At 45.7% G+C, this 19,368-nt stretch carries 25 protein-coding genes; 12 read left to right on the forward strand and 13 right to left on the reverse strand.

Translation table 11 applies throughout. The features are described from left to right. The first annotated feature begins 18 nt into the window (after window positions 1-18). Complete coding sequence (locus ACXAD6_RS11430) at window positions 19-1,662, forward strand: DEAD/DEAH box helicase (RefSeq protein WP_474968975.1); 1,644 nt, start codon at window positions 19-21, stop codon at window positions 1,660-1,662. Then, on the forward strand, window positions 1,659-2,474 hold the full coding sequence (locus tag ACXAD6_RS11435) for a YqhG family protein (protein ID WP_474968976.1): 816 nt from the start codon (window positions 1,659-1,661) through the stop codon (window positions 2,472-2,474). Before ACXAD6_RS11430 ends, ACXAD6_RS11435 begins: the two co-directional genes overlap by 4 nt. A gap of 15 nt (window positions 2,475-2,489) precedes the next feature. On the opposite strand, the gene ACXAD6_RS11440 is transcribed toward ACXAD6_RS11435, so the two are convergent. Beyond that, on the reverse strand, window positions 2,490-2,675 hold the full coding sequence (locus ACXAD6_RS11440; RefSeq protein ID WP_474968977.1) for a YqzE family protein: 186 nt from the start codon (window positions 2,673-2,675) through the stop codon (window positions 2,490-2,492). Window positions 2,676-2,725: 50 nt separating this feature from the next. Then, window positions 2,726-3,208, reverse strand: coding sequence for a shikimate kinase (locus ACXAD6_RS11445; protein ID WP_474968978.1), 483 nt, complete (start codon window positions 3,206-3,208; stop codon window positions 2,726-2,728). A 90-nt stretch (window positions 3,209-3,298) separates the two neighbouring features. Between ACXAD6_RS11445 and comGA the strand changes: the two genes are divergently transcribed. The 7 genes from comGA to ACXAD6_RS11480 are packed head-to-tail and all read left to right on the forward strand — an operon-like array spanning window position 3,299 to window position 7,118. Further along, on the forward strand, window positions 3,299-4,294 hold the full coding sequence (comGA, locus tag ACXAD6_RS11450; RefSeq protein ID WP_474968979.1) for a competence type IV pilus ATPase ComGA: 996 nt from the start codon (window positions 3,299-3,301) through the stop codon (window positions 4,292-4,294). Then, window positions 4,254-5,306: a type II secretion system F family protein gene (locus ACXAD6_RS11455; protein WP_474968980.1), complete on the forward strand. Its 1,053-nt coding sequence runs from the start codon at window positions 4,254-4,256 to the stop codon at window positions 5,304-5,306. Before comGA ends, ACXAD6_RS11455 begins: the two co-directional genes overlap by 41 nt. 17 nt (window positions 5,307-5,323) lie before the next feature. After that, window positions 5,324-5,626 carry a competence type IV pilus major pilin ComGC gene (gene comGC, locus ACXAD6_RS11460; protein WP_474968981.1) on the forward strand — a complete coding sequence of 101 codons (303 nt, stop codon included), beginning with the start codon at window positions 5,324-5,326 and terminating at the stop codon, window positions 5,624-5,626. 46 nt (window positions 5,627-5,672) lie between these two features. Next, window positions 5,673-6,050 (forward strand): competence type IV pilus minor pilin ComGD, encoded by a 378-nt coding sequence (locus ACXAD6_RS11465; protein WP_474968982.1) that lies wholly within the window; start codon window positions 5,673-5,675, stop codon window positions 6,048-6,050. Continuing rightward, on the forward strand, window positions 6,037-6,369 hold the full coding sequence (locus ACXAD6_RS11470; protein WP_474968983.1) for a prepilin-type N-terminal cleavage/methylation domain-containing protein: 333 nt from the start codon (window positions 6,037-6,039) through the stop codon (window positions 6,367-6,369). The genes ACXAD6_RS11465 and ACXAD6_RS11470 overlap by 14 nt, the downstream gene beginning before the upstream one ends. Beyond that, window positions 6,323-6,772, forward strand: a complete 450-nt coding sequence (locus ACXAD6_RS11475) for a competence type IV pilus minor pilin ComGF (protein ID WP_474968984.1) — start codon at window positions 6,323-6,325, stop codon at window positions 6,770-6,772. Before ACXAD6_RS11470 ends, ACXAD6_RS11475 begins: the two co-directional genes overlap by 47 nt. 7 nt (window positions 6,773-6,779) lie before the next feature. Then, on the forward strand, window positions 6,780-7,118 hold the full coding sequence (locus tag ACXAD6_RS11480; protein WP_474968985.1) for a hypothetical protein: 339 nt from the start codon (window positions 6,780-6,782) through the stop codon (window positions 7,116-7,118). Window positions 7,119-7,154: 36 nt separating this feature from the next. Here the strand turns inward: ACXAD6_RS11480 and ACXAD6_RS11485 are convergent, their stop codons facing one another. Next, window positions 7,155-7,538, reverse strand: coding sequence for a Spx/MgsR family RNA polymerase-binding regulatory protein (locus tag ACXAD6_RS11485; RefSeq protein ID WP_474968986.1), 384 nt, complete (start codon window positions 7,536-7,538; stop codon window positions 7,155-7,157). Window positions 7,539-7,876: 338 nt separating this feature from the next. Between ACXAD6_RS11485 and ACXAD6_RS11490 the strand changes: the two genes are divergently transcribed. Beyond that, window positions 7,877-8,122: a DUF2626 domain-containing protein gene (locus ACXAD6_RS11490; protein WP_027955405.1), complete on the forward strand. Its 246-nt coding sequence runs from the start codon at window positions 7,877-7,879 to the stop codon at window positions 8,120-8,122. A 41-nt stretch (window positions 8,123-8,163) separates the two neighbouring features. On the opposite strand, the gene ACXAD6_RS11495 is transcribed toward ACXAD6_RS11490, so the two are convergent. Further along, on the reverse strand, window positions 8,164-8,787 hold the full coding sequence (locus ACXAD6_RS11495) for an MBL fold metallo-hydrolase (protein WP_474968987.1): 624 nt from the start codon (window positions 8,785-8,787) through the stop codon (window positions 8,164-8,166). 158 nt (window positions 8,788-8,945) lie between these two features. Between ACXAD6_RS11495 and ACXAD6_RS11500 the strand changes: the two genes are divergently transcribed. Next, a complete protein-coding gene (locus ACXAD6_RS11500) occupies window positions 8,946-9,110 on the forward strand; it encodes a DUF2759 domain-containing protein (RefSeq protein ID WP_084163120.1) in 165 nt (54 codons plus the stop codon). 39 nt (window positions 9,111-9,149) lie between these two features. On the opposite strand, the gene ACXAD6_RS11505 is transcribed toward ACXAD6_RS11500, so the two are convergent. The 6 genes from ACXAD6_RS11505 to ACXAD6_RS11530 form a co-directional block, all read right to left on the reverse strand. Beyond that, a complete protein-coding gene (locus ACXAD6_RS11505; protein ID WP_474968988.1) occupies window positions 9,150-9,938 on the reverse strand; it encodes an ABC transporter permease in 789 nt (262 codons plus the stop codon). A gap of 14 nt (window positions 9,939-9,952) precedes the next feature. Beyond that, the gene (locus ACXAD6_RS11510; RefSeq protein ID WP_474968989.1) at window positions 9,953-10,639 is read right to left on the reverse strand and encodes an ABC transporter ATP-binding protein; all 687 of its coding nucleotides are present in this window, start codon (window positions 10,637-10,639) and stop codon (window positions 9,953-9,955) included. Window positions 10,640-10,744: 105 nt separating this feature from the next. Further along, window positions 10,745-12,613 carry an LTA synthase family protein gene (locus ACXAD6_RS11515; protein ID WP_474968990.1) on the reverse strand — a complete coding sequence of 623 codons (1,869 nt, stop codon included), beginning with the start codon at window positions 12,611-12,613 and terminating at the stop codon, window positions 10,745-10,747. 280 nt (window positions 12,614-12,893) lie between these two features. After that, complete coding sequence (locus ACXAD6_RS11520) at window positions 12,894-13,853, reverse strand: ROK family glucokinase (protein ID WP_474968991.1); 960 nt, start codon at window positions 13,851-13,853, stop codon at window positions 12,894-12,896. Continuing rightward, window positions 13,850-14,068 (reverse strand): YqgQ family protein, encoded by a 219-nt coding sequence (locus ACXAD6_RS11525; protein ID WP_027955399.1) that lies wholly within the window; start codon window positions 14,066-14,068, stop codon window positions 13,850-13,852. The genes ACXAD6_RS11520 and ACXAD6_RS11525 overlap by 4 nt, the downstream gene beginning before the upstream one ends. 66 nt (window positions 14,069-14,134) lie before the next feature. Next, window positions 14,135-15,538 carry a spore germination protein gene (locus tag ACXAD6_RS11530; RefSeq protein WP_281658387.1) on the reverse strand — a complete coding sequence of 468 codons (1,404 nt, stop codon included), beginning with the start codon at window positions 15,536-15,538 and terminating at the stop codon, window positions 14,135-14,137. A 222-nt stretch (window positions 15,539-15,760) separates the two neighbouring features. On the opposite strand from ACXAD6_RS11530, the gene ACXAD6_RS11535 reads away from it, so the two are divergent. Then, a complete protein-coding gene (locus tag ACXAD6_RS11535) occupies window positions 15,761-16,618 on the forward strand; it encodes a hypothetical protein (protein ID WP_474968992.1) in 858 nt (285 codons plus the stop codon). Here ACXAD6_RS11535 and ACXAD6_RS11540 read toward each other — a convergent pair. The 3 genes from ACXAD6_RS11540 to rpmG all read right to left on the reverse strand — a co-directional run bounded on the left by ACXAD6_RS11540 (window position 16,612) and on the right by rpmG (window position 19,303). Beyond that, on the reverse strand, window positions 16,612-18,144 hold the full coding sequence (locus tag ACXAD6_RS11540; protein ID WP_474968993.1) for a rhomboid family intramembrane serine protease: 1,533 nt from the start codon (window positions 18,142-18,144) through the stop codon (window positions 16,612-16,614). The two genes, ACXAD6_RS11535 and ACXAD6_RS11540, sit on opposite strands and share 7 nt — an antisense overlap. Window positions 18,145-18,532: 388 nt before the next feature. Further along, a complete protein-coding gene (locus tag ACXAD6_RS11545) occupies window positions 18,533-19,102 on the reverse strand; it encodes a 5-formyltetrahydrofolate cyclo-ligase (RefSeq protein WP_474968994.1) in 570 nt (189 codons plus the stop codon). 51 nt (window positions 19,103-19,153) lie between these two features. Further along, window positions 19,154-19,303 carry a 50S ribosomal protein L33 gene (rpmG, locus tag ACXAD6_RS11550; RefSeq protein ID WP_027955394.1) on the reverse strand — a complete coding sequence of 50 codons (150 nt, stop codon included), beginning with the start codon at window positions 19,301-19,303 and terminating at the stop codon, window positions 19,154-19,156. Between the last annotated feature and the right edge of the window lie 65 nt (window positions 19,304-19,368).

Here is a 19,368-nt window from a genome sequence, read left to right on the forward strand (position 1 = left end):
ATCCGGAGGGTTGTTTCCATGTTTACCATTCATCCAGATCAAACGTTCATCCACTCTCTGTCCAGCCATCTTGACCAATCGGAACATCTGGCCTCCTGGGAAGGATTTAAACTGGCCTACCAGGCTGCCCAATTCAAAACCGTGCCGGAATTCGGAGGTCTGCTGGCACTTGATCACCTTCCTCATGTAGACTTTATGGATCATCAGATAGAAGCCGCGGAAACCGTCGTTCATCACATGAACGGCCGTGCGATTCTGGCTGATGAGGTCGGACTCGGAAAGACATTGGAAGCCGGGCTGATTTTAAAAGAATACATGATTCGAGGCCGAGCTGAAAAAGTGCTCATTCTTACTCCTGCATCCCTCGTTAATCAGTGGATTCAGGAATTGAATGAAAAATTCTACATCCAGGCTGCATCCCCGAGAAAAAAGCAGGCGTCCTGGAAAGAGTGGGATGTTGCGGTTACATCCATTGATATGGCTAAAAGGGACCATCACAGAGAAGAGATTCTTTCCCAGGAATACGATTTTATCATCATTGATGAAGCCCATAAGCTGAAGAACCATCAAACGAAGAATTATCAGTTTGTCCAGTCTTTAAAAAAGACCTACTGCCTTCTTCTCACAGCCACCCCCATCCAGAATAAGCTGAGTGATTTATTTAACCTTGTATCCATCCTGAAGCCCGGATATTTAGGAAACCTGACGGACTTTAAAAAGAAATATCAAAAGCATGCCCGGGAAGAAGAGCATATCCAGCATATTCACTCCCTTGTCGGTCAGCTGATGATCCGCAACCGCAGAAAAGATACAGGGCTTGATTCCTCTAAACGCAGGGTGAGGAATGAAAGACTGACATTTACAAATGAAGAAGCCGAACTATATCAATCCCTTGAACAGTTAAAAGCTGATCATCCTTCGTTCACATGGCTGACCCTGGCCAAAGAACTGTGTTCTTCAAGGGAAGCCTGTTACATGTCTCTAACCCAATTGAAGAAGAAAGCCCCACCTGAAAGACAAGCGGTTTATGATGATTTCATCGAGGCGCTCGGCCGGCTTCCCCACCATATTAAAGCTGAACGTATGGTGGATCTGATAAAGGAAAAAGATGAGAAATTCATCGTTTTCACCGAATACAGAGCCACCCAGTTTTACCTGCAGTGGTATTTACAGCAGCATGGAATCACATCTGTTCCATTCAGCGGGAAATTTAATAAGAGCAAACGTGACTGGATGAAACAGCTTTTTCAAAACAAAGCACAAGTGATGGTCGCTACAGAAGCAGGCGGAGAGGGCATCAACCTCCAGTTCTGCCACCATATGATCAACTATGATCTCCCCTGGAATCCGATGCGTCTTGAGCAGCGCATTGGAAGAATTCATCGTTTCGGACAAAAATATGATGTGAATATTTATAATTTTGCTGTAGAAAACACGATTGAGGACCACATTATGAAGATGTTGTATGAAAAAATTGAGGTCTTTAAGAATGCGGTCGGAGATCTGGATCACATTCTCGAGCAGATTCCCGGCGGGACGTTTGAGCAGCAGATACAGTCGATTGTCAAACAGTCCGAAAGTCAGGGGGAAATGGACATTAAGTTAAAAAATCTTGTCAGTTACGTTGAACATACGGTTAATGAAAGGAGAGAATCGAGTTGAGTGTTCTCCACCCCTACGCTGCATTTGTTGAACATTTTTTCGCTGCCTATAATTGTCCGGTTCTTGAAAAAGGCCCCACTCATTTCACCGTCCAGTTGACGAGTGAAATGGATGAAGAAATCATGAACCGCCCCTTTTACTGGCACTATATGAAAAAGATGAACCGCGAAGGCGAACCGATGCGCCTCACGTTCACCCAGACCGATGGCAGTCAGAAACAAGGCATCTACCTTCATGCCGGAACACCTAAACTGCATGCCCTCTATCAAACAGCCATCAATAAAGGAAAGACTGCCCGGCTGTATGAGCGCATCCCGCCGGAGAATGCAGGTCATACAGCTGTAAGTCCGTGGCTTGTCGTCAACTTCCTGCTGCATTACCGCGGGAAACAGGCACGGGATGAACCACTTTCCATCGGATTGAATCTCATTCATGGAACGATGATGTTAAAGATGATGGAAAAACTGGAAACGGTCCCGTTCGGAAACACTGTATCAGACTATACGTTCCCCATGACGCCTGTCATTTCACTTTCCAACGCATACAGACGGATGGAAAAGCACGTGGAGACGTATATTTCATCACAAAATAATCAATGGGCGGTGGAATCACATCAGCATTTACAAAGAGAAACAGCGCTGCTTGAATCCTTTTATGCGTCGGAAGACATCGATCTCGAATCGTTTACGAAAGAACGTGACCAGATGGATACCCGCTATAAGCCCTGCATTAAGCTTGAAGTGGTCAATGGTGGTTTGTTTTATATTTCTCAGGAAACAAGTGCTCCGTGGATCCATCAAAAAAGCCGCTGATGAACAGCGGCTTTTTTAATGATGGGAGATGTTCCGTTTCCTTTTGAACATGCGTATAGCAAGAGGAATTAATCCAAACCAGTAAACAGACGATTTCTTTGAAGGTTTTTCCCGCTTTCTCTGTTTCTTTTCTTCTTTGGACAGCTGCATGTATTTGACCATTTCCTCCGTCAAAAACTTCACATAGTCATTTTGGTTCATAAAATCCCCTCTTTTAAGCATCAATTACAAATAGTATGCCCGGGAATTCATCATTTTAGACGTGCGGCAATCTCCTCAGCAATGACTTCTGGAGCTTTATCGTCCACGACAACCACGTAATGAGCGGCTTCCTTATAAAGGGTAAGCCTGTCTTCAAAACGCTGCTTTTTCTCCGATTCATCCCCTGACCATAACGGCCGGGATGTATCATTTTTCAATCGACGCACAATGGTGTCCCATCCGGCATGAAGGTAGATCACGGTACCCTCCCGCATCATCTCACGGTTCTCCTTGGACAATATGACACCACCTCCGGTGGAAACAACGGCTTCATCCTCTAAGCCTCGCAGAAAATCCCGTTCTTTTTCCCTGAAATAGCCTTCGCCATGCTGAGCAAACATTTCCGGGATAGTCATCCCCTCCTGCTTTTCGATACTTTCATCCATTTCTATGCAGGAGCACTGTAGTTTCTCTGCAAGCCTTGAAGCGATGGTTGATTTTCCACTTCCCATAAAACCAATTAAATAAATCATTTTGTTCCCCTTTCCTATTTTCATGCAGGATATTTTCACTTTATGTCGAATACTTCTATTTAACCACGATATAAATGAGGTGATAACCCTTTGAAATCCATTGCGACTTATGCTTATGACCTGATCGTCTCCGCAGTTCAGCAGTCCGCCTCGGACATCCACTTTTCCCCCTACCGCGAATCATGCTCCATTTATTTCAGAATCCATGGCGAAAGAATTTTCCACTCCAGTCTTCCTATGCCTTTGTACCAAAAAACACTCTCCTACTTTAAGTTCACTTCCGGGATGGATATCGGTGAGCAGAAACGTCCGCAGAACGGGACCTTTCAACACCGCTCCGGCAGCAGCCTCTTTGACCTCCGTCTCTCTACGCTTCCTATCCAGGACTCCGAAAGCCTCGCTGTCCGAATCCTCAATCCTATGGATCATACCCCGCTGGAACAGTTATTTCTTTTCCCTCATCAAGGAAAACGATTGAAACGATGGCTTCATCACCGCAGCGGCATGATTTTATTCACAGGACCGACCGGCAGTGGAAAGACCACCACTTTATATGCCCTTCTTCAAGCCTTGATGACGCAGAGTTCGTATCAGGCCATCACACTCGAGGATCCTATTGAGAAAAATATTAACAACCTTATTCAGGTACAGGTGAATGAGCGTGCGGGCATCACCTATGATACCGGGTTGAAAGCAGCCCTCCGACATGATCCTGATCTTCTTATGGTTGGTGAAATACGCGATCAGGCAACCGCTCAATTCGCCTTCCGAGCGGCCTTAAGCGGGCATCTCGTCATTAGTACAATCCACGCTAAAAATGCCGAGGGAACCCTGCACAGGCTGAGGGAAATGAACATTCAACAAGTGGAAATGGAACAGACACTCCTGGCCATCGCCGCTCAGCAGCTGGTTTCCCTTACTGGAAAAGACCGCCTTCCTAAACGTGCGGCCATCCTTGAAACACTGGAGGGCGGTCAGCTGCTCCGGGCTCTGAACGGGAGTCCCTCCTCTATTTATACTTTCGAACAACTAAGGAGGAAAGCTTATGCGCTCGGCTTCATTTCTAAGGAAGAAATGGCCGATTAAACGAACACCGGGCCCTTCCATTCAACTGCAGATCGATTTTTTTCACAGGTTGAGTCATATCCTCGAAAAAGGATACCCCCTGCTCGAGTCCCTCTCTATGACAGGATGGGACGCGCGCCTCCAGCCAGTCAGTCATCAATTGATTGAAGTGCTGAAAGGAGGTGACACGTTAAGCCTTGCGCTGGAGAAAGCCCATTTTTCCAATACCGTCACCCAGTACCTCTCCTTCAGTCAGTACCAGGATGACCTGCCAAAAACGTTTAAACAGTGCCGTGAACTTCTGCTTATGAAGAAAGAATACAAGGAGAAATTTCTCGCGGCTGTCCGCTACCCCGTGTTCCTTCTTCTGTTCCTTTTCCTTACTTTTATCATTATGAAAAGGACGATCATCCCTAATTTCACTACCTTGTTTGCTGATCAGCAAAGTTCTTCTCTGACGCTTATGCACCTTATGAACCATGGCTTAAACACCGCTGCTATATTGTTTGCCGCTATCTTTATTCTAGGAGCAGGGCTCGCTGTTTTCATTCCAATGCTGCCGTTTGAGAAAAAAATGCAGGTAATCGAAAGATTTGCTCCACTGCGTATGTATCATTCCTACAGGCTTTCTTTTCTCTTTTCCTCCCATCTGGCCTCCCTTTTCCAAGCCGGACTCCCTCTGAAGGATGCCCTCATGCTCGTCAAGGAGCACAAGCAGCATGACATCCTGTCCTACTATTGTACGAACATTCTCGAAAACCTGTCTGAAGGGAGCACCATATCCGCTTCCCTTCACCAATGCCGTTTGTTACGAAAAGAACTGACGGATGTGTTCCATCATACCAATGATATGCAAGCTCTCATGCACGAACTGGATCTGTTCTCGGAGTTTCTCATGACCCTCATGCAGGAAAAAATCCAGAAATCCATCCAATGGATCCAGCCTGTCTTTTTTGTCGGCATTGCTTTTGTCATTGTAATGGTCTACGCCGCTATTATGCTGCCCCTCTACCAATGGATGAATCAATTATAAATAAAGGAGATCGACCTATGTGGAAAAATGAAAAAGGGTTTACGCTGATAGAAATGCTGATCGTTCTGCTCGTGATTTCTGTTCTGCTGATCATCACCATCCCCAACTTGTCGCAGAACACAGAAAATATCAGAACTAAAGGGTGTGACGCCTTAAAAGTGACGGTGGAAGCTCAGATGGAAGCTTATCAAGTCGAAAACAATGCTGTTCCGACCATCGAAGAGTTGAAAACAGCTGAATACATCAAGACAACCGAATGTCCAGATGGTACAGCCCTGACCATTACAAACGGTGAGGTAGTGGACGCTGCGGGGGAATAAAGGATTTACCCTGACAGAAACGCTTCTCGTCCTGCTCACATGGTCTGTGCTGATTCTCTGCCTGACTCCGATCCACCACTCCACTTATGAGCAAGTGAAGACTACGCAGGTCCTGGAACAATTCAAGGAAGATGTATACCTCATTCAACATTTATCCATGAACGATCATGGGTACCATTCACTCCGTTTTAATACAAGCCGGGGATACTATTACATTTACGACTCCCTTCACAGGGAAACCATCACAAAAACTACACTGCCTGAAGGGTGGACGATTGAAATGCTGACACTTCCCTATAACGTTTACTTCAACCAGCAGGGGACCATCCGGAAAGCCGGGACGATGAGGATTTCATCACTTGATGCTACGTATAAAATCACGTTCCCTTTTGGGACGAGCAGGATGAGAATTGAGGAACTCTAACGGGTTCACTCTTCTGGAAACCGTTACAGCGTTCAGTGTCCTGCTGGTGCTGCTTCTCACCCTCTTCCCGGCTCTTATCTCACTCGAAAACGGCCGGGCCGCTCTTTCATGGGAACGGGAAGCTGTTTCCCTTTTATACGATGAATATCACCTTCACCTCCAAGAGAACCGGCCCTACCCTTATACAAAAGTGTATCAAATTCAAAATCCAGTCACACTGATATTCACAAAGGAAGGCGGTGGCACGGGCTGTGCCTATTGGAAGGATATCAATGATCGCGAAAATGAATTCTGCCTGTATGATGTTCCGCCGGAATAAGGGCTATACCTTCACGGAAGTTGTTCTGAGTCTGACAATCCTGACCATCGTAACAGCCTTCATCAGTCCCGTCTTTCCTCTCATCAAAGGTATGAGCAGCTATACAGAGGAATTTGCTGCGGAACAATTCACCCATGTTCTTTATGAGGAGGTAAGTCAGTCCAAGACGTATACCTTCACCCGGGACGTCCTTGTCGTTACAGACAAGGATGACCGGACTATCGAAATCTCCCAAAATGGCTCCACGATTAAACGTACAGTAAATGGAAAGGGATACGAAATCCTTCTGGAAAACGTTAAAAACCTGTCGTATACCGAAAAGGACTTTATAGTATCTGTAGAGGTGGGTTTAACAAATGAGGAAACTTTTGAAGAGGTGGTTCACCTGCCTCACAAAAAGTGAATCCGGTATGATTTTCCCCTGGGTCCTGATGGTTACCCTTGTCTTTGTCCTTCTTGTATCATACACAGCTGCTTCCTTTGAAAACCACCACAGGCTTACACAAAGCCACCAATATGGCATTACAAAAAAGCATCTGCTGGAGAGAGCACGGCACTACATCAACACTGAGCTGGCACAGGTACCAGATAGCGAGGCGGTTTTTCCCTATTCCTACCACACCGCGAACGGAACAGCCGCTGCGGAATGCAGGAAAGAAACCGAAGCCTTATGGAAGTGCAGCTGGGAATTATCCGTGAACCAATCGGGAAGTAAATATGTTGTCACTTACCAATATCCAGACAAATAAAAATGCACCTCCATTCAGGTGCACCATTAAGTAAGTTCATGAAATTTTTTCTGTGTATTCCACGCGTTTATCTGTAATTCCACGCAGTCCCTCTGGATCATAGCCAATGACAAGCTTTTCGCCATTTGTCAAAATCGGACGGCGCAGCAATTTCGGCTTTTCAATCACAAGGTTCAAAAATTCATTGAGGGAAAGGTCGTCTACATCAATATCCAAAGCCTTGAATTCCTTGCTTCTTTTAGCTAGTATTTCATCAATTCCGTTTGTTGTAAGGGCGAGAATCTGTCTCAGTTCATCGGCTGTAGGAGTTTCACGGAACAAGTGCTGTTCGTTAAAAACGACCCCCTGACTGTTCAACCATGACTTCGTGCGTCGGCAGGACGTGCAACTCGGGTAGGTATAAAATTTTAACTCTTCCATGCTCAGCTCTCCTCGCTGTGTGTTATTTATCGTTGTACAGTGATTGTATAACCTTTGTACAATATTTTAAACACATTTCTTCACTTGACATAAAATGTTCACAATTATAAGGCATTTTTCTGCATAATTACGCAGCACTCATCGAAAAATACAAGCAAGATCCATGAAAGATCGGATGAGGTAAAGAGTTCACACTGAATCAGGACGATTACGAGTAAGTGTAAATGGATATACACATACTACACAAAGGAACATGTATCCGTTTTATTTACAATTATTTCAGGGTCGTATATAATATGGGTGATGGTTTAACGACAGAAAAGGAGGGGGAAAAAAGCATGGATCGTATGTTTCGAGTTCTGGCCTTTTGGACAGGTATTTTCGCTGTCATGTTTTATACCGGTGATATGGTGGAAGCATCTCTACTTTCACTAGTTCAAACGGCTTTTTTCCTTACTATTGGGTATCTTAAGCTGTCAGAGCGTATGTATGTGTACATATTTTTCTCATACCTGACAGTCTTTATGATTGGTTTTACTTACTACTGTTCGTTTATTCTGGTACCGGGGTTTGGTGGACACTAGAAAAAAAGCTGTTATCCAGTTCTATGGATAACAGCTTTTTTTTAGTTAAGGAAAGGATTTTCCTCTATCTCTTCGCCCACTGTAGTCGGTTGGCCATGTCCGGGGAAAATCCGCATATCCGCCCGCAGCGAAAACAACTGCGTCCGGATGCTCTCCTCCAGCACCTCCCGGCTTCCACCAGGAAGGTCCGTTCTCCCAATGCCGCGCTGGAAGAGTGTATCACCTGCGATGGTAAACCTTTGATTCCTAAACACAAAGGACACGCTGCCCGGTGAATGACCGGGAGTAAAACGCACTTCAAACGGAAAGCCTTCCAATTCCATTGGCCCTTCCTTAAGGAACTCATCCGCAGGAGCCGCTGTTATCCGGCCAAGCCCAAACAGCTGGGAACCATTTTTCTCAGGATCTCCGAGCCACCCGGCTTCGTTTTCGTGTATGTACACAGGAGCATCATAGGCCTCCCTCACCTCATCGACGGCACCGATATGGTCGAAATGGGCATGTGTCAGAAGGACTGCTTTCACGTCCAGTTCTCTTTCCTGGAGATAACTTTCCAGCTTTTTGTAATCACCGCCGGGGTCGATAACCAGCGCTTTTTTATTCTCATGAATAATGTAAGCGTTTGTGGATACCGGTCCTAAGGGAAGACGGGAAATTTTCATCATAGGATCCACCTCTTTTTGATTTTCAGAAAATACGGAGAGATAACTCGACATTTTCCTTATAATACTATAAAATATGAGTATCAACGTTCGTTACATATAGTATAACATCCATGGTTTTGGGATGATAATAAAGAAAAGTGGGCCGGGAGGTGCTGAATTTGGTAACAGCTATTCTTCTATTACTTGTTACAATTCTTTGTGTCTTTGCAATTTTCCGCGAACTGAAAACAAAAAACTTTTTCGCTGTCCTTTTTGCAGGGGCCTCAGCTTTAGTTTTTGGCTGGTTCTCTGTCATGACAATCTGGTACAATCTCTTTGCTTAAATGAAAAAGCAGGCTCTTCTGATGAAGAGCCTGCTTTTTTTAGGATCTGGAACTGCGGATTTCCTCTTCCGACTGGAGCAGCTGCTTCTCCCTGTTAAAGAAATACCTATACATAGCGAGCGTAATAAACATAGAGCTTAAGGATACAGAAGAAAAGATACTCAGGGAAATCACAAGCTGATATTTAATCGCCATAACCGGCGATACACCTCCGAGTATCAAACCCGTCATCATTCCGGGAAGCTGTACAAGACCAATGGTCTTCAGCCGGTCTACGTTTGGGATCAATGAAGCATGCAGTGTTTTTTGTACAATTAAATGTGAGGCCTGCTTCGGCTCCGCTCCGAGTGATAAAGCCGCCAACAGCCGACCATTATTTTCCTTGAACTCACTCTTCATCCTTTCGAGAGCCAGTCCCATGGCTGTCATACTGTTCCCAATGACCATCCCGCTCATCGGGATGACTTCTGAGGGCTTAAACTGGATCATGTCAAAGATCAGCCAGAGACCGAGCACTCCTGCCTCAATCGCAACCAGACCGGCGAATAAGACATAGCCGACATAAGGCAGCTCTTTTCCCCGTTGCCTGGCATGAAAAGTGGCGATGATGATCATAACCGAGAGCATAAGAGGAATACCATAAGAGGCCGGGAGTTCAAATAGAAAGGTTAATATGTAGCCGATGGCAAACAACTGCACCGTCCCTCTGAATGTTGACCACAACACATTTTTACTGACTCCAAGCTGATAAAAATAAGACAAAGCAAGCGGGACGATGACAAAGATCACTAAAAATAATAATGACTGATTTGATATTTCAGGAGCCAACCTTCACCACATCCTTACTGTTCCAAAAATTCACGGAGTCGTTCCGTTTTCGGGTTTTCCAACATTTCCGGGATGGTTCCATCCTCTTGAAGCTTTCCGTCAGCAACAAAAAGGCCGCGCGTTCCAAGCCGCCGGGCCTGATTCAAATTATGAGTAACCATCACCATCGTCAGTTCGTGTTCTTGTATGAGCTCTTCCAACACTTCCTCGATTTCTTCAGCCGTCCGGTAATCCAGTGCACTTGTCGGTTCATCCAGGAGCAGGACATCCGGTGAATTCGCAAGTGTCCTTGCCAGGGAAACCCGCTGCTTTTCTCCTCCGGACAGTTGATCGACATCCCTTTCCAAATAGCTGGATGGCAGCTGGACATAATCCAGGAGCCTCCTGCCGTCCTCTTCCTGCCATTCACCAAAAAGGCTGGGACCATATTTCAAATTGTCCAGAACGGTCCCCGGAAACAAATTCGGAGCCTGCAGGACCAGCCCCACCTTTTTTCTTAATTCCGTTACAGGGTGTTCAGAGATAGGCGCATCTTTAAAATAGATGGTCCCCTTCCCGGGATCATTCAGTCGGTTCAATAAAAATAACAGCGTGCTTTTTCCAGCTCCTGATGGACCGAATAAAATGACTTGATCTTTTTTTTCTATTGTAAAATTCAAATCCTCCAGCGGCTGCTGGCTGACATGTTCAAAACGAAACACAGCCCTTCCCCCTTTTTCATCTATCTGCCTATCTTTACCCTCCTGATAGGACATTTATGCAGCAGAAAAAAAGCCTGCACAGTTCAACTGTACAAGCTTTTCTCATTATTTAAAATCATAGAACCGGAATAAATCTCCGTAAATAATATTATCAGAGTAGTTCAACTCCTGGTCCACTTCCTGCTTCACAGGTTCACAAGCTTCCGCCTGCCCTTCTTCCAACGGTTCCCCTGTTTCCCTGTCATAGCATGTCTCACTGGTATAGACATACTCTTCCGTCACAAAACTGCCATCACGGAGAGCGATGAAATCTTTTTTCTTCTCAGAGAACATGTTGTCACCAAAGGTCATATCGCCTCCGGAATCAACCCCCAGCAAATGCAGCAGGGTCGGTTTCACATCAATCTGCCCGACGACCTTATTCTCCACGCCCCCATTTTCATACCCTGGGATATGAATCATGAACGGGACACGCTGCAGCTGTGTTTGAACGAATGGATCCACTTCTTCTCCAAGGAACTGACTCATCGCTTTATTATGAAAATCGCTGATGCCGTAGTGGTCACCCATCATAACAATAATGGAATCCTCATAAAGATCCGCATCCTTCAGCTGTTGGAAAAACTGTTCCAGCGCTTCATCTGTATACCTGGCTGTCTGGAAGTATGCATTCAACGTATTGGAATTGGAATCGTATTTGTCGATATGCGCCTTTTCTTCCGGCAGTTCAAATGGGAAATGGTGGGTCAGCGTAATAAACTTGCTGTAAAACGGCTGCTCCTGCTCTTTCAAATAATCAATCGACTGCTCGAAAAACGCCTTATCCTCAAGTCCCCATCCAAAGGAATTTTCCGGTGTCACGTCAAAGGACTGCTCATCGTGGAACTCATCGTATCCGATATTGTCATACATCACATCCCTGTTCCAGAAGCTTCCATTGTTAGCATGGAAAACAGATGTTTCATATCCTTCATTGTTGAGAATTTCAGGAAGCGCATGGTACTCATTCCCGGCATGGGTGAAGTACACCGCTCCCCTGCCAAGAGGGTACAACGAATTTTCCACGATAAACTCTGAGTCAGACGTTTTCCCCTGAGCAGTCTGATGATAGAAGTTTTCAAACGTAACCGTATCACTGCTTTCCTTCAATTCGTTCAGGAAAGGTGTGGTCTCTACTCCATTGATTTCTGAATCATATAAAAAGTGCTGGAAAGATTCCACACTCACGAAAATCACATTTTTATCTTCAGCAATCCCGTACAATTCAGCATCCTTATCAGCTTCATCCGGTGATTTCTCTTGAAGATAAGACTCGATTTCACTAATTTCACTACCATCAGCGAATACTCTCTGCGCTCTCGTTTTTGTCTGCATGGTCGCATCATACACGTGGTAGTTAAAGATGCCTATGTTTTTGACGAGATACTCGCGGTCAAACGCACGCACAAACAGCATCGGACGCTCAATTTCAGCAAGGACGACATTGCCGGCCAGCAGCAGAAAAGTGACGGCTGTTGCAGCGATCTTCCCACGCTTAGGAAGCTTTACAGTCAAATCAAACCTCTGTCTGCTCAAGTACCAGACGATGGCTGCATCGGCAAAAATGAAAATATCCTCGATATGCAGAAGCGTAAGGAAACTCCCTGTTAAGTCCGCTGCATTATTCCCCTGGAACAATACAGGAATGGTAATGAAATCAGTGAAATTCCGATAGAAGATCAAGTTCACGAACAAAATAAAAGAACCGAGAAGCACGGTCCACCTTAAGTATTTCCGTTGATTCTTAGGTTTCATCCATACACTGATGGCGAAAATCAAATAGGCACTCGCAATCGGATTAAACAGCAGGATCAATTCCTGCATGGGGTTTTCAATCGATAAATCAAACATAAATCGGTAAACGATGTATGTCTTAATACCAAATAAAACCGTAGCAATCATAAATAAAGGCATGCGAATATTTCTCAATTGCATGGTGGTTCCTCCTCTAGTACATCTATGGCCATATCTTTACATTTTTTAACCATAGCCATTATTTAACTTTACATTTTCCACTTATTATCAATATTAAACCGTCACTTTATATATGACGTCTATTGTACCATAAAAGTTTCAAATTTTATTACCCTGATTTTACCAGTTTCGATAAGGTCTATCTACCTATTTCATCATCATGGCCTCCTCCAACATGAAGAATGTTTTCTATGAGCCGAATCCCCACAAAAAAACTGGAGCCGACAAGGCTCCAGTTTTTTTATTTGTTCTTTTTCACTAAATACGCTCCACCGATAACCCCGGCATCATTTCCAAGTTCTGCAAATTCAAAAGTGGACGCTTCCGCTGTTCGGGAAAGGGCATATTTACGGTACGCCGTCTTCAAGGGGTTCAGCAGTTGATCACCAGCCTGTGAAACCCCACCACCGATGACAATTTTCTCAGGGTTGATAACGATTGCCATGTTGGCAATTGCCATTCCAAGCACGTCGGTTACCTGATGAAGAACAACCGATGCCGCTTCGTCTCCCTCCGCAGCAGCTCTGAAGACATCTTTGGCTGTAAGCTCATCGGATTGAATAAAGGAATGAAGAGCAGAGTCATCATAGTTTTCCGCTTCCACTTTCGCCTTTCTAACAATCCCTGTAGCTGACGCCTCTGTTTCCAGACATCCGGTCTTCCCACAATTACAAGGGGCTCCGCCTTCAGGGATGACCGTTACGTGGCCGAGTTCTGCTGCTGTTCCATTCGCCCCATTCAATACACTGCCGTTGGCGATCACACCTCCGCCTACTCCAGTTCCAAGCGTAACCGCGATGAGTTCTTTACATCCGCGCCCTGCCCCGAGCCAGTTCTCTCCGAGCGCTGCAAGGTTGGCATCATTATCGACCCAAACGTCATAGCCCGTCAGTCCACTTAAAATTCGACCGAAGTCAAAATCTTTCCAGCCTATGTTTACAGCTTCGTGGATATAACCAGTTGAAGTTTCCACAAATCCAGGAGCTCCTGCCCCGATCCCCATAATTTGTGACGGATGGATGCCCAGCTCCGCCCGGACCTGCTCTACGGCTTCGGAAATGTCTTCAGGAATGGCCGCCCCTTTGTCATCCGTATTCGTCGGAACTTCCCACTTTTTCATAATTTGTCCATCTTCATTAATAAAAGCAAGCTTAATCGTTGTACCGCCAATATCAGCACCTATGTACACGTGTCCGCTCATCGTCGATTGTCCCCCTCCTGCCGGTCTCTCTCTCGGGCAATTTCACTGCGGAGCAGCAATAAAGCCATCTGAAAGTCTTCTGTTGTCATACACTGGGATTGATAGAGCTCCCGGATCTCATCTTCCATCATTTCTAAGTCTGCTGTCCGATCACCAATATATATGATCGTTCCAAATTTTTTTAAAAACTGCTGAACATCATAAATCGTTTTCATATTTTATCACCAGTTCCTATTATAGCAAGAGTCGGTCCAATTGAAAATGCAGAAAAACCCCGGCCGTCAGCGGTCAGGGTCTTTCGGGTGAAGAAAGGCGGGTCGTCTGTTTTTCAAAGGAATGGGCGAACGCAGCAGCACATCTCTTAAGGGCTTCCAGGAAAACGGCATAAACGGCCAGAGATACGGGGTTTTGAACGTCTGCATCCGCGTCAGGTAAATCAGCCAGAACGTAATCCCGATCACATACCCTTTAAGTCCGAAAAGTCCCACAGCCAAGAGAAGCGCGAGCCTGGAAAGACGGTCCGCCAGACCGACCTCGTAACTTGGTGTAGCAAACGTCCCAACCGCAGCAAGGGCGAGGTACAGCACGACCTCACTTGAAAAGAGCCCGACTTCCACGGCGACCTGTCCGATTAATATGGCAGCCACGAGCCCCAGAGCTGTCCCCAGAGAAGACGGGGTGTGGATAGCGGCCATCCGCAGCATATCTATTCCAATTTCAGCAAAAAGGAACTGCACAAGTAATGGGATGGTTCCCGCTTCTGTTGGACCGATATAGGAAAGGGACTCCGGAAGCAGGTCTGGATTTTTTGAAAATAAGAAGTACAGGGGCAGAACAAAAATAGATGCAAAAAACGCAAAATAGCGGACCCACCGTAAATAAGCCCCCACCAATGGTTTCTGCCTGTATTCCTCCGCATGCTGCATATGATGCCAGAACGTTGCCGGAGTAATCATGACACTTGGAGATCCATCAATAATGACGAGGATATGTCCTTCATACAAGTGGGCGGCCGCTGTATCCGGCCGCTCTGTGTAACGAATGACCGGGTAGGGGTTCCAATGCTGCCCACTGATATATTCTTCGATCGTCTTTTCCGCCATAGGTAGAGCGTCCGTATCGATCTCCTGCAGCACCCTTTTCAGATGATCCACTCGATCTGTATCGGCAATATCCTTGATGTAACAGATACAGACATCTGTCAGCGATCTTCTTCCGACCTGCAGATACTCCATTCGTAAGGACCGGTCCCTCACACGCCTTCTTGTCAGGGCGGTGTTAAAAATAATCGTTTCTACAAAGCCGTCCCTGGAGCCACGGACAACCCTTTCCAGATCTGGTTCCTGCGGCCCGCGTACGGGGTAGGTCCGGGCATCAATGATAATGATCTCGTCGACCCCTTCTACAAGAAGGGCTGTCGGTCCTCCCAGAACGAGATTGGCCGCCTGATTCATATCTTTTTCCTGCCCCAGTTCTACATAGGGAAGATGGGTTTTCAATAATTTATCTAAAGGATCGGGATCGAGCTGCTCTGGCTCCAGACGAGACAACAGCTTCATTAAATAGTGAAGAATATCATCCTTCACAAAGCCATCGATGAAGAACAAGGACATCCCCCGGCCGGCATATACCAGGTCCAGATGAACCATATCAAAGCTTTCGTCCACGCCGAGTCGTTTTCTCATATACGCTACATTTTCTTCATAACTGTCAAACAATCGCTGATCTTTCTTTTCTTCCACGCGCCTGCCTCCTTACACTCTCCTGTGCTATCTTTTATTTTTCCTACAAACCCCCGATTTCATGCGCAGAGGTTCATGTAGAAGTTCCAGTCAGAGGCATGTCCTGCTTTTTCAATACATATCCTTTACTAATTCAAGATTGTGACAGGCCAAGGAGAGAGTCGAATGAAAAAAGTGTGGATCTACTGGGTGCTGGGCCCGCTGACTCTGGCAGTCGCCCTGGCATTATTCACCCAGACTGGAGAGCAGCCCGTCATCAAATATTTCCCAATCGATCAATCGGAAACATTCGAATCATTTGGAACCGCTCTTGATTATGACGCTGAGGAAGACGAGGACGAATACAAAGTATCCTGGAAGGTAGCTTCCAAAAGTGAAAGTCCTGTGTATTTAAGGCAGGACGTTTCCCTGCTTTACGTAAATGGAAGATTGAAGGGGGTTGTATCGAAGTGGAAGGAGAATGCAGACGTCATTGAAAAAGAAACGTCGCTCCACGGCGAAGACAGTCAAAAATATCAGGCGGTTTCCTTTCACCACGGAGAGGTTCATGAAGGGGAAAATGAAATTAAGAGCATGCAGGCCACCTCCAGGGATGAACTGTACGTCATCGATTCCCCCCACTCGCTCCGAACCGCTTTTAAGCAACCGGAGACCGAGGAGGAAAAGGAGTGGAAACAAAGGCTCGATCATTCTATTGAACAACAGATTGAAGCCCAGTGGCAGGAGCTTATCACCCATTATCAAATTCCACGGGACAAATATACAGCAGTCGCTCTTACAGAACTTGCGGATTATCATAACAAGCCCTTACCCGGGACAAATGAAGCTGATTCTGAACGCATCAAAGGCCAACTATGGGAAGGGCTGTATAAAAATTATGTGCTGGGTATCAGCGATACGAAATCATCGCATCCGATTCAAAGTTACATTCCCCTGATTCTGTTCGACAAGGATGGGAAGCATTTAATTGTATTGTACGAAGATGATACAGGAAAAAAACATCAGCTCATTCAATATTATTGAGCCAATTCTTCATTCAACTGTTGAAAGTTTGTATTGTCCGGATTTAATTCAGCGGCTGTGGACGCCCGTTCAGCCGCTTTTTCCAATTCACCATCCTGCTGAAGCAGAAGGGCCAGGTTGTAGTGGGCTTCTGCCAGATCCGGCGCGATGGATATGACCTGCTCGAGATCGTCCTTGGCTTCTGACGAGTCTCCGGACTGCAGGTAGGCATAGGACCTGTGGAAAAGAAGTTCTGCCTCATAGCCCTGCGGGTCCTCAAGAGCCTGGGTGGTGCGTTGGATTACTTCCCCGTAGGACTGCTGTTCGTTCAACTCGCTTACTTCCTCAACAACCACCCTGGACTGCTCCCCATTAAATACGCCTGTGATGCCAAGATATACCATAGCTGCCATGGCTCCAATATAAAGCAGAGCAGCAGCGGGCTGCCATTTTTTCATGGAATGCGCCGGCATATGAACCATTGCAGACGCAGTAAACCCTCCGATTAATCCGCCAATATGGGCGCCGTTATCCACTTGAGGAACCATCACACCAAAAGCAATATTGATCCCGATAATCACGATGAGGTTATACCCCATCGTCCGGAGGAACAGCTGCTTGTACTGAACACCGAAAAACAACAGGGCGCCAAACAACCCAAAGATAGCTCCCGAAGCTCCGGCAGCGACCGAAGGATTCATCATGAAACTTGCCATCCCTCCGAACAGGCCGGCAGCAAAATAGATGACCGCAAAACGCACCGTGCCATAAATCCTCTCTACTGCAGAACCTAAATAATACAAGGCCAGCATGTTCATAAAGAGGTGGATGAAGCCAATATGAAGGAAGGTCGACGTAAAGATCCGCCACCATTCTCCTTCCATAATTGCCGGGTTATATTTGGCACCATAGGAAATCAACGTTTCAATGGAGGTTGTGCTTCCGATGATCTCCAGATAAAGGAAGACCAAAATGTTGACGGCTAACAGAACATAGGTCAATCGGGGACGACCGTAATCAAAAATGGAAGCTGCAGCCTCTCTTTGATCTTTCTGTTTTTTCACGAGCTGATGCTTCATATAAGGAAGGGAAGCTTCCATTTCCTCTTCCCTTATACTCCGGTTGATTTCAGGCTTATCGATGTCTAGTGATTGAAAAAGGTCAGCCAGTGCCTGCTCCTTGTTTTCATCATTCATATAATACAAATGCAATGGGATTTTTTGATCCTTATACCCCTTTACAGTATCTTCCCACTCGTCAACAGGAGGATGTTCAGATACGAATACCATATGAAACTCAAGCTTCCCTCCGCGAAATAGAGACCGGTTTTGATTGAGCTGTCGATACCCGGTTTCCAGTTCCCTCGCCAGTTCATTTCTCCAATTCAGCTGTTTATGGGAAAGCCTGAACACATGGTTTTTTTTATTCACTTTTTTCTCCAGCCATATCTCCCCATGATTCGTATTCACATGGAGAACCTGGAAATGTTGAACCTGGACCATATAGTCAGCCATTTTCCAGAGGTAATATTCCTGTTCAATAAACAATGGCGGTCCCTCCCTGCACCTTTCATATTACCACGCTTCCCACCTGCACAGCCATTCACACTACCTGACTGTACAAATAAAAAACGGCCAGGATAACCTGACCGCTTCAAGAGTGCCCCCGAAACATCTGGGATAGAAATTTCTGCCGCACCCACGGGATATTCATAGAAAAACGTACAAGCATCCGGCGCAGGGCAGGAAATCTCGTGACTACATCCAGGGCTTGGTAACGATACTTGTATAACGCTGTAATCAAAGACCCGATAATGAAGATCCACCGAAAGAATAGACGCATGTAAGACACCTCATTTGTGATTGGATACGCCTAGTTTCTGTTCAGCTCTCTTCCCTTATACAAGCTTCTTTTGATTTTTAAACCAGTATTGTATTACAGAGTATAGGTGGAATGAATCCCTTTTTCTGTGAGAACATATTCCACCCGCTGATCATAGTCCTCAAACGGAAGGGTATCCTCGCGCTGTTTTTCTGAAGCCATCATCATCGTCTTCCCTCTAAAGCCTTCAATATAACGGTCATAGTATCCCCCACCATAACCAATTCTGTACCCTTTGGAATCGAACAGCAGTCCGGGAACGAGCAGCAGATCAATGGCATTCTTTTCAACGAACCAATCTTTATCCCGCACCGGCTCCCTTAATCCAAAATAAACGCGCTCCAACTGATTGTAGCTGTCCAGCTGATAAAATTCCAGCTGCTTTTCCTTAGGCAGACACCGGGGCGCCGCAATGGTCTTCCCTGCTTTCCAGCCTTCTTCTATGATCGGCTCTGTAGACCATTCATGGTCCTGCGAAAGAGTGACTCCTATAATCTTGGCCTTTTTCCATTCTTCACTGGAGAATAAGCTCTGATACATGGATGATTCAATGGACTGTTTCTCTCTTAATGATATGTTATGAAGGATGCTTTTTCCTTTAAAGCGGTACGCTGTTTTATCCATCCCGTCACCTCCGATATGTATAAAAAAAACAGTAGGAATAAATCCTACTGCTTACTTCGTTTCGCGGTGAAGTGTGTGCTTACCAACGCGCGGGCTGTATTTCATAAGCTCGATGCGCTCAGGGTTTTTACGTTTGTTTTTAGTACTAATATAGTTGCGGTCACCTGTTTCAGTGCAGGCAAGTGTAATGTTTACACGCATGTTCATTCCTCCTAGTATCTAATCACTGACTTAATCACATTATCAGACTTACTCATAATAACAAA

It is taken from the genome of Halobacillus sp. ABH2_015, assembly GCF_056158945.1.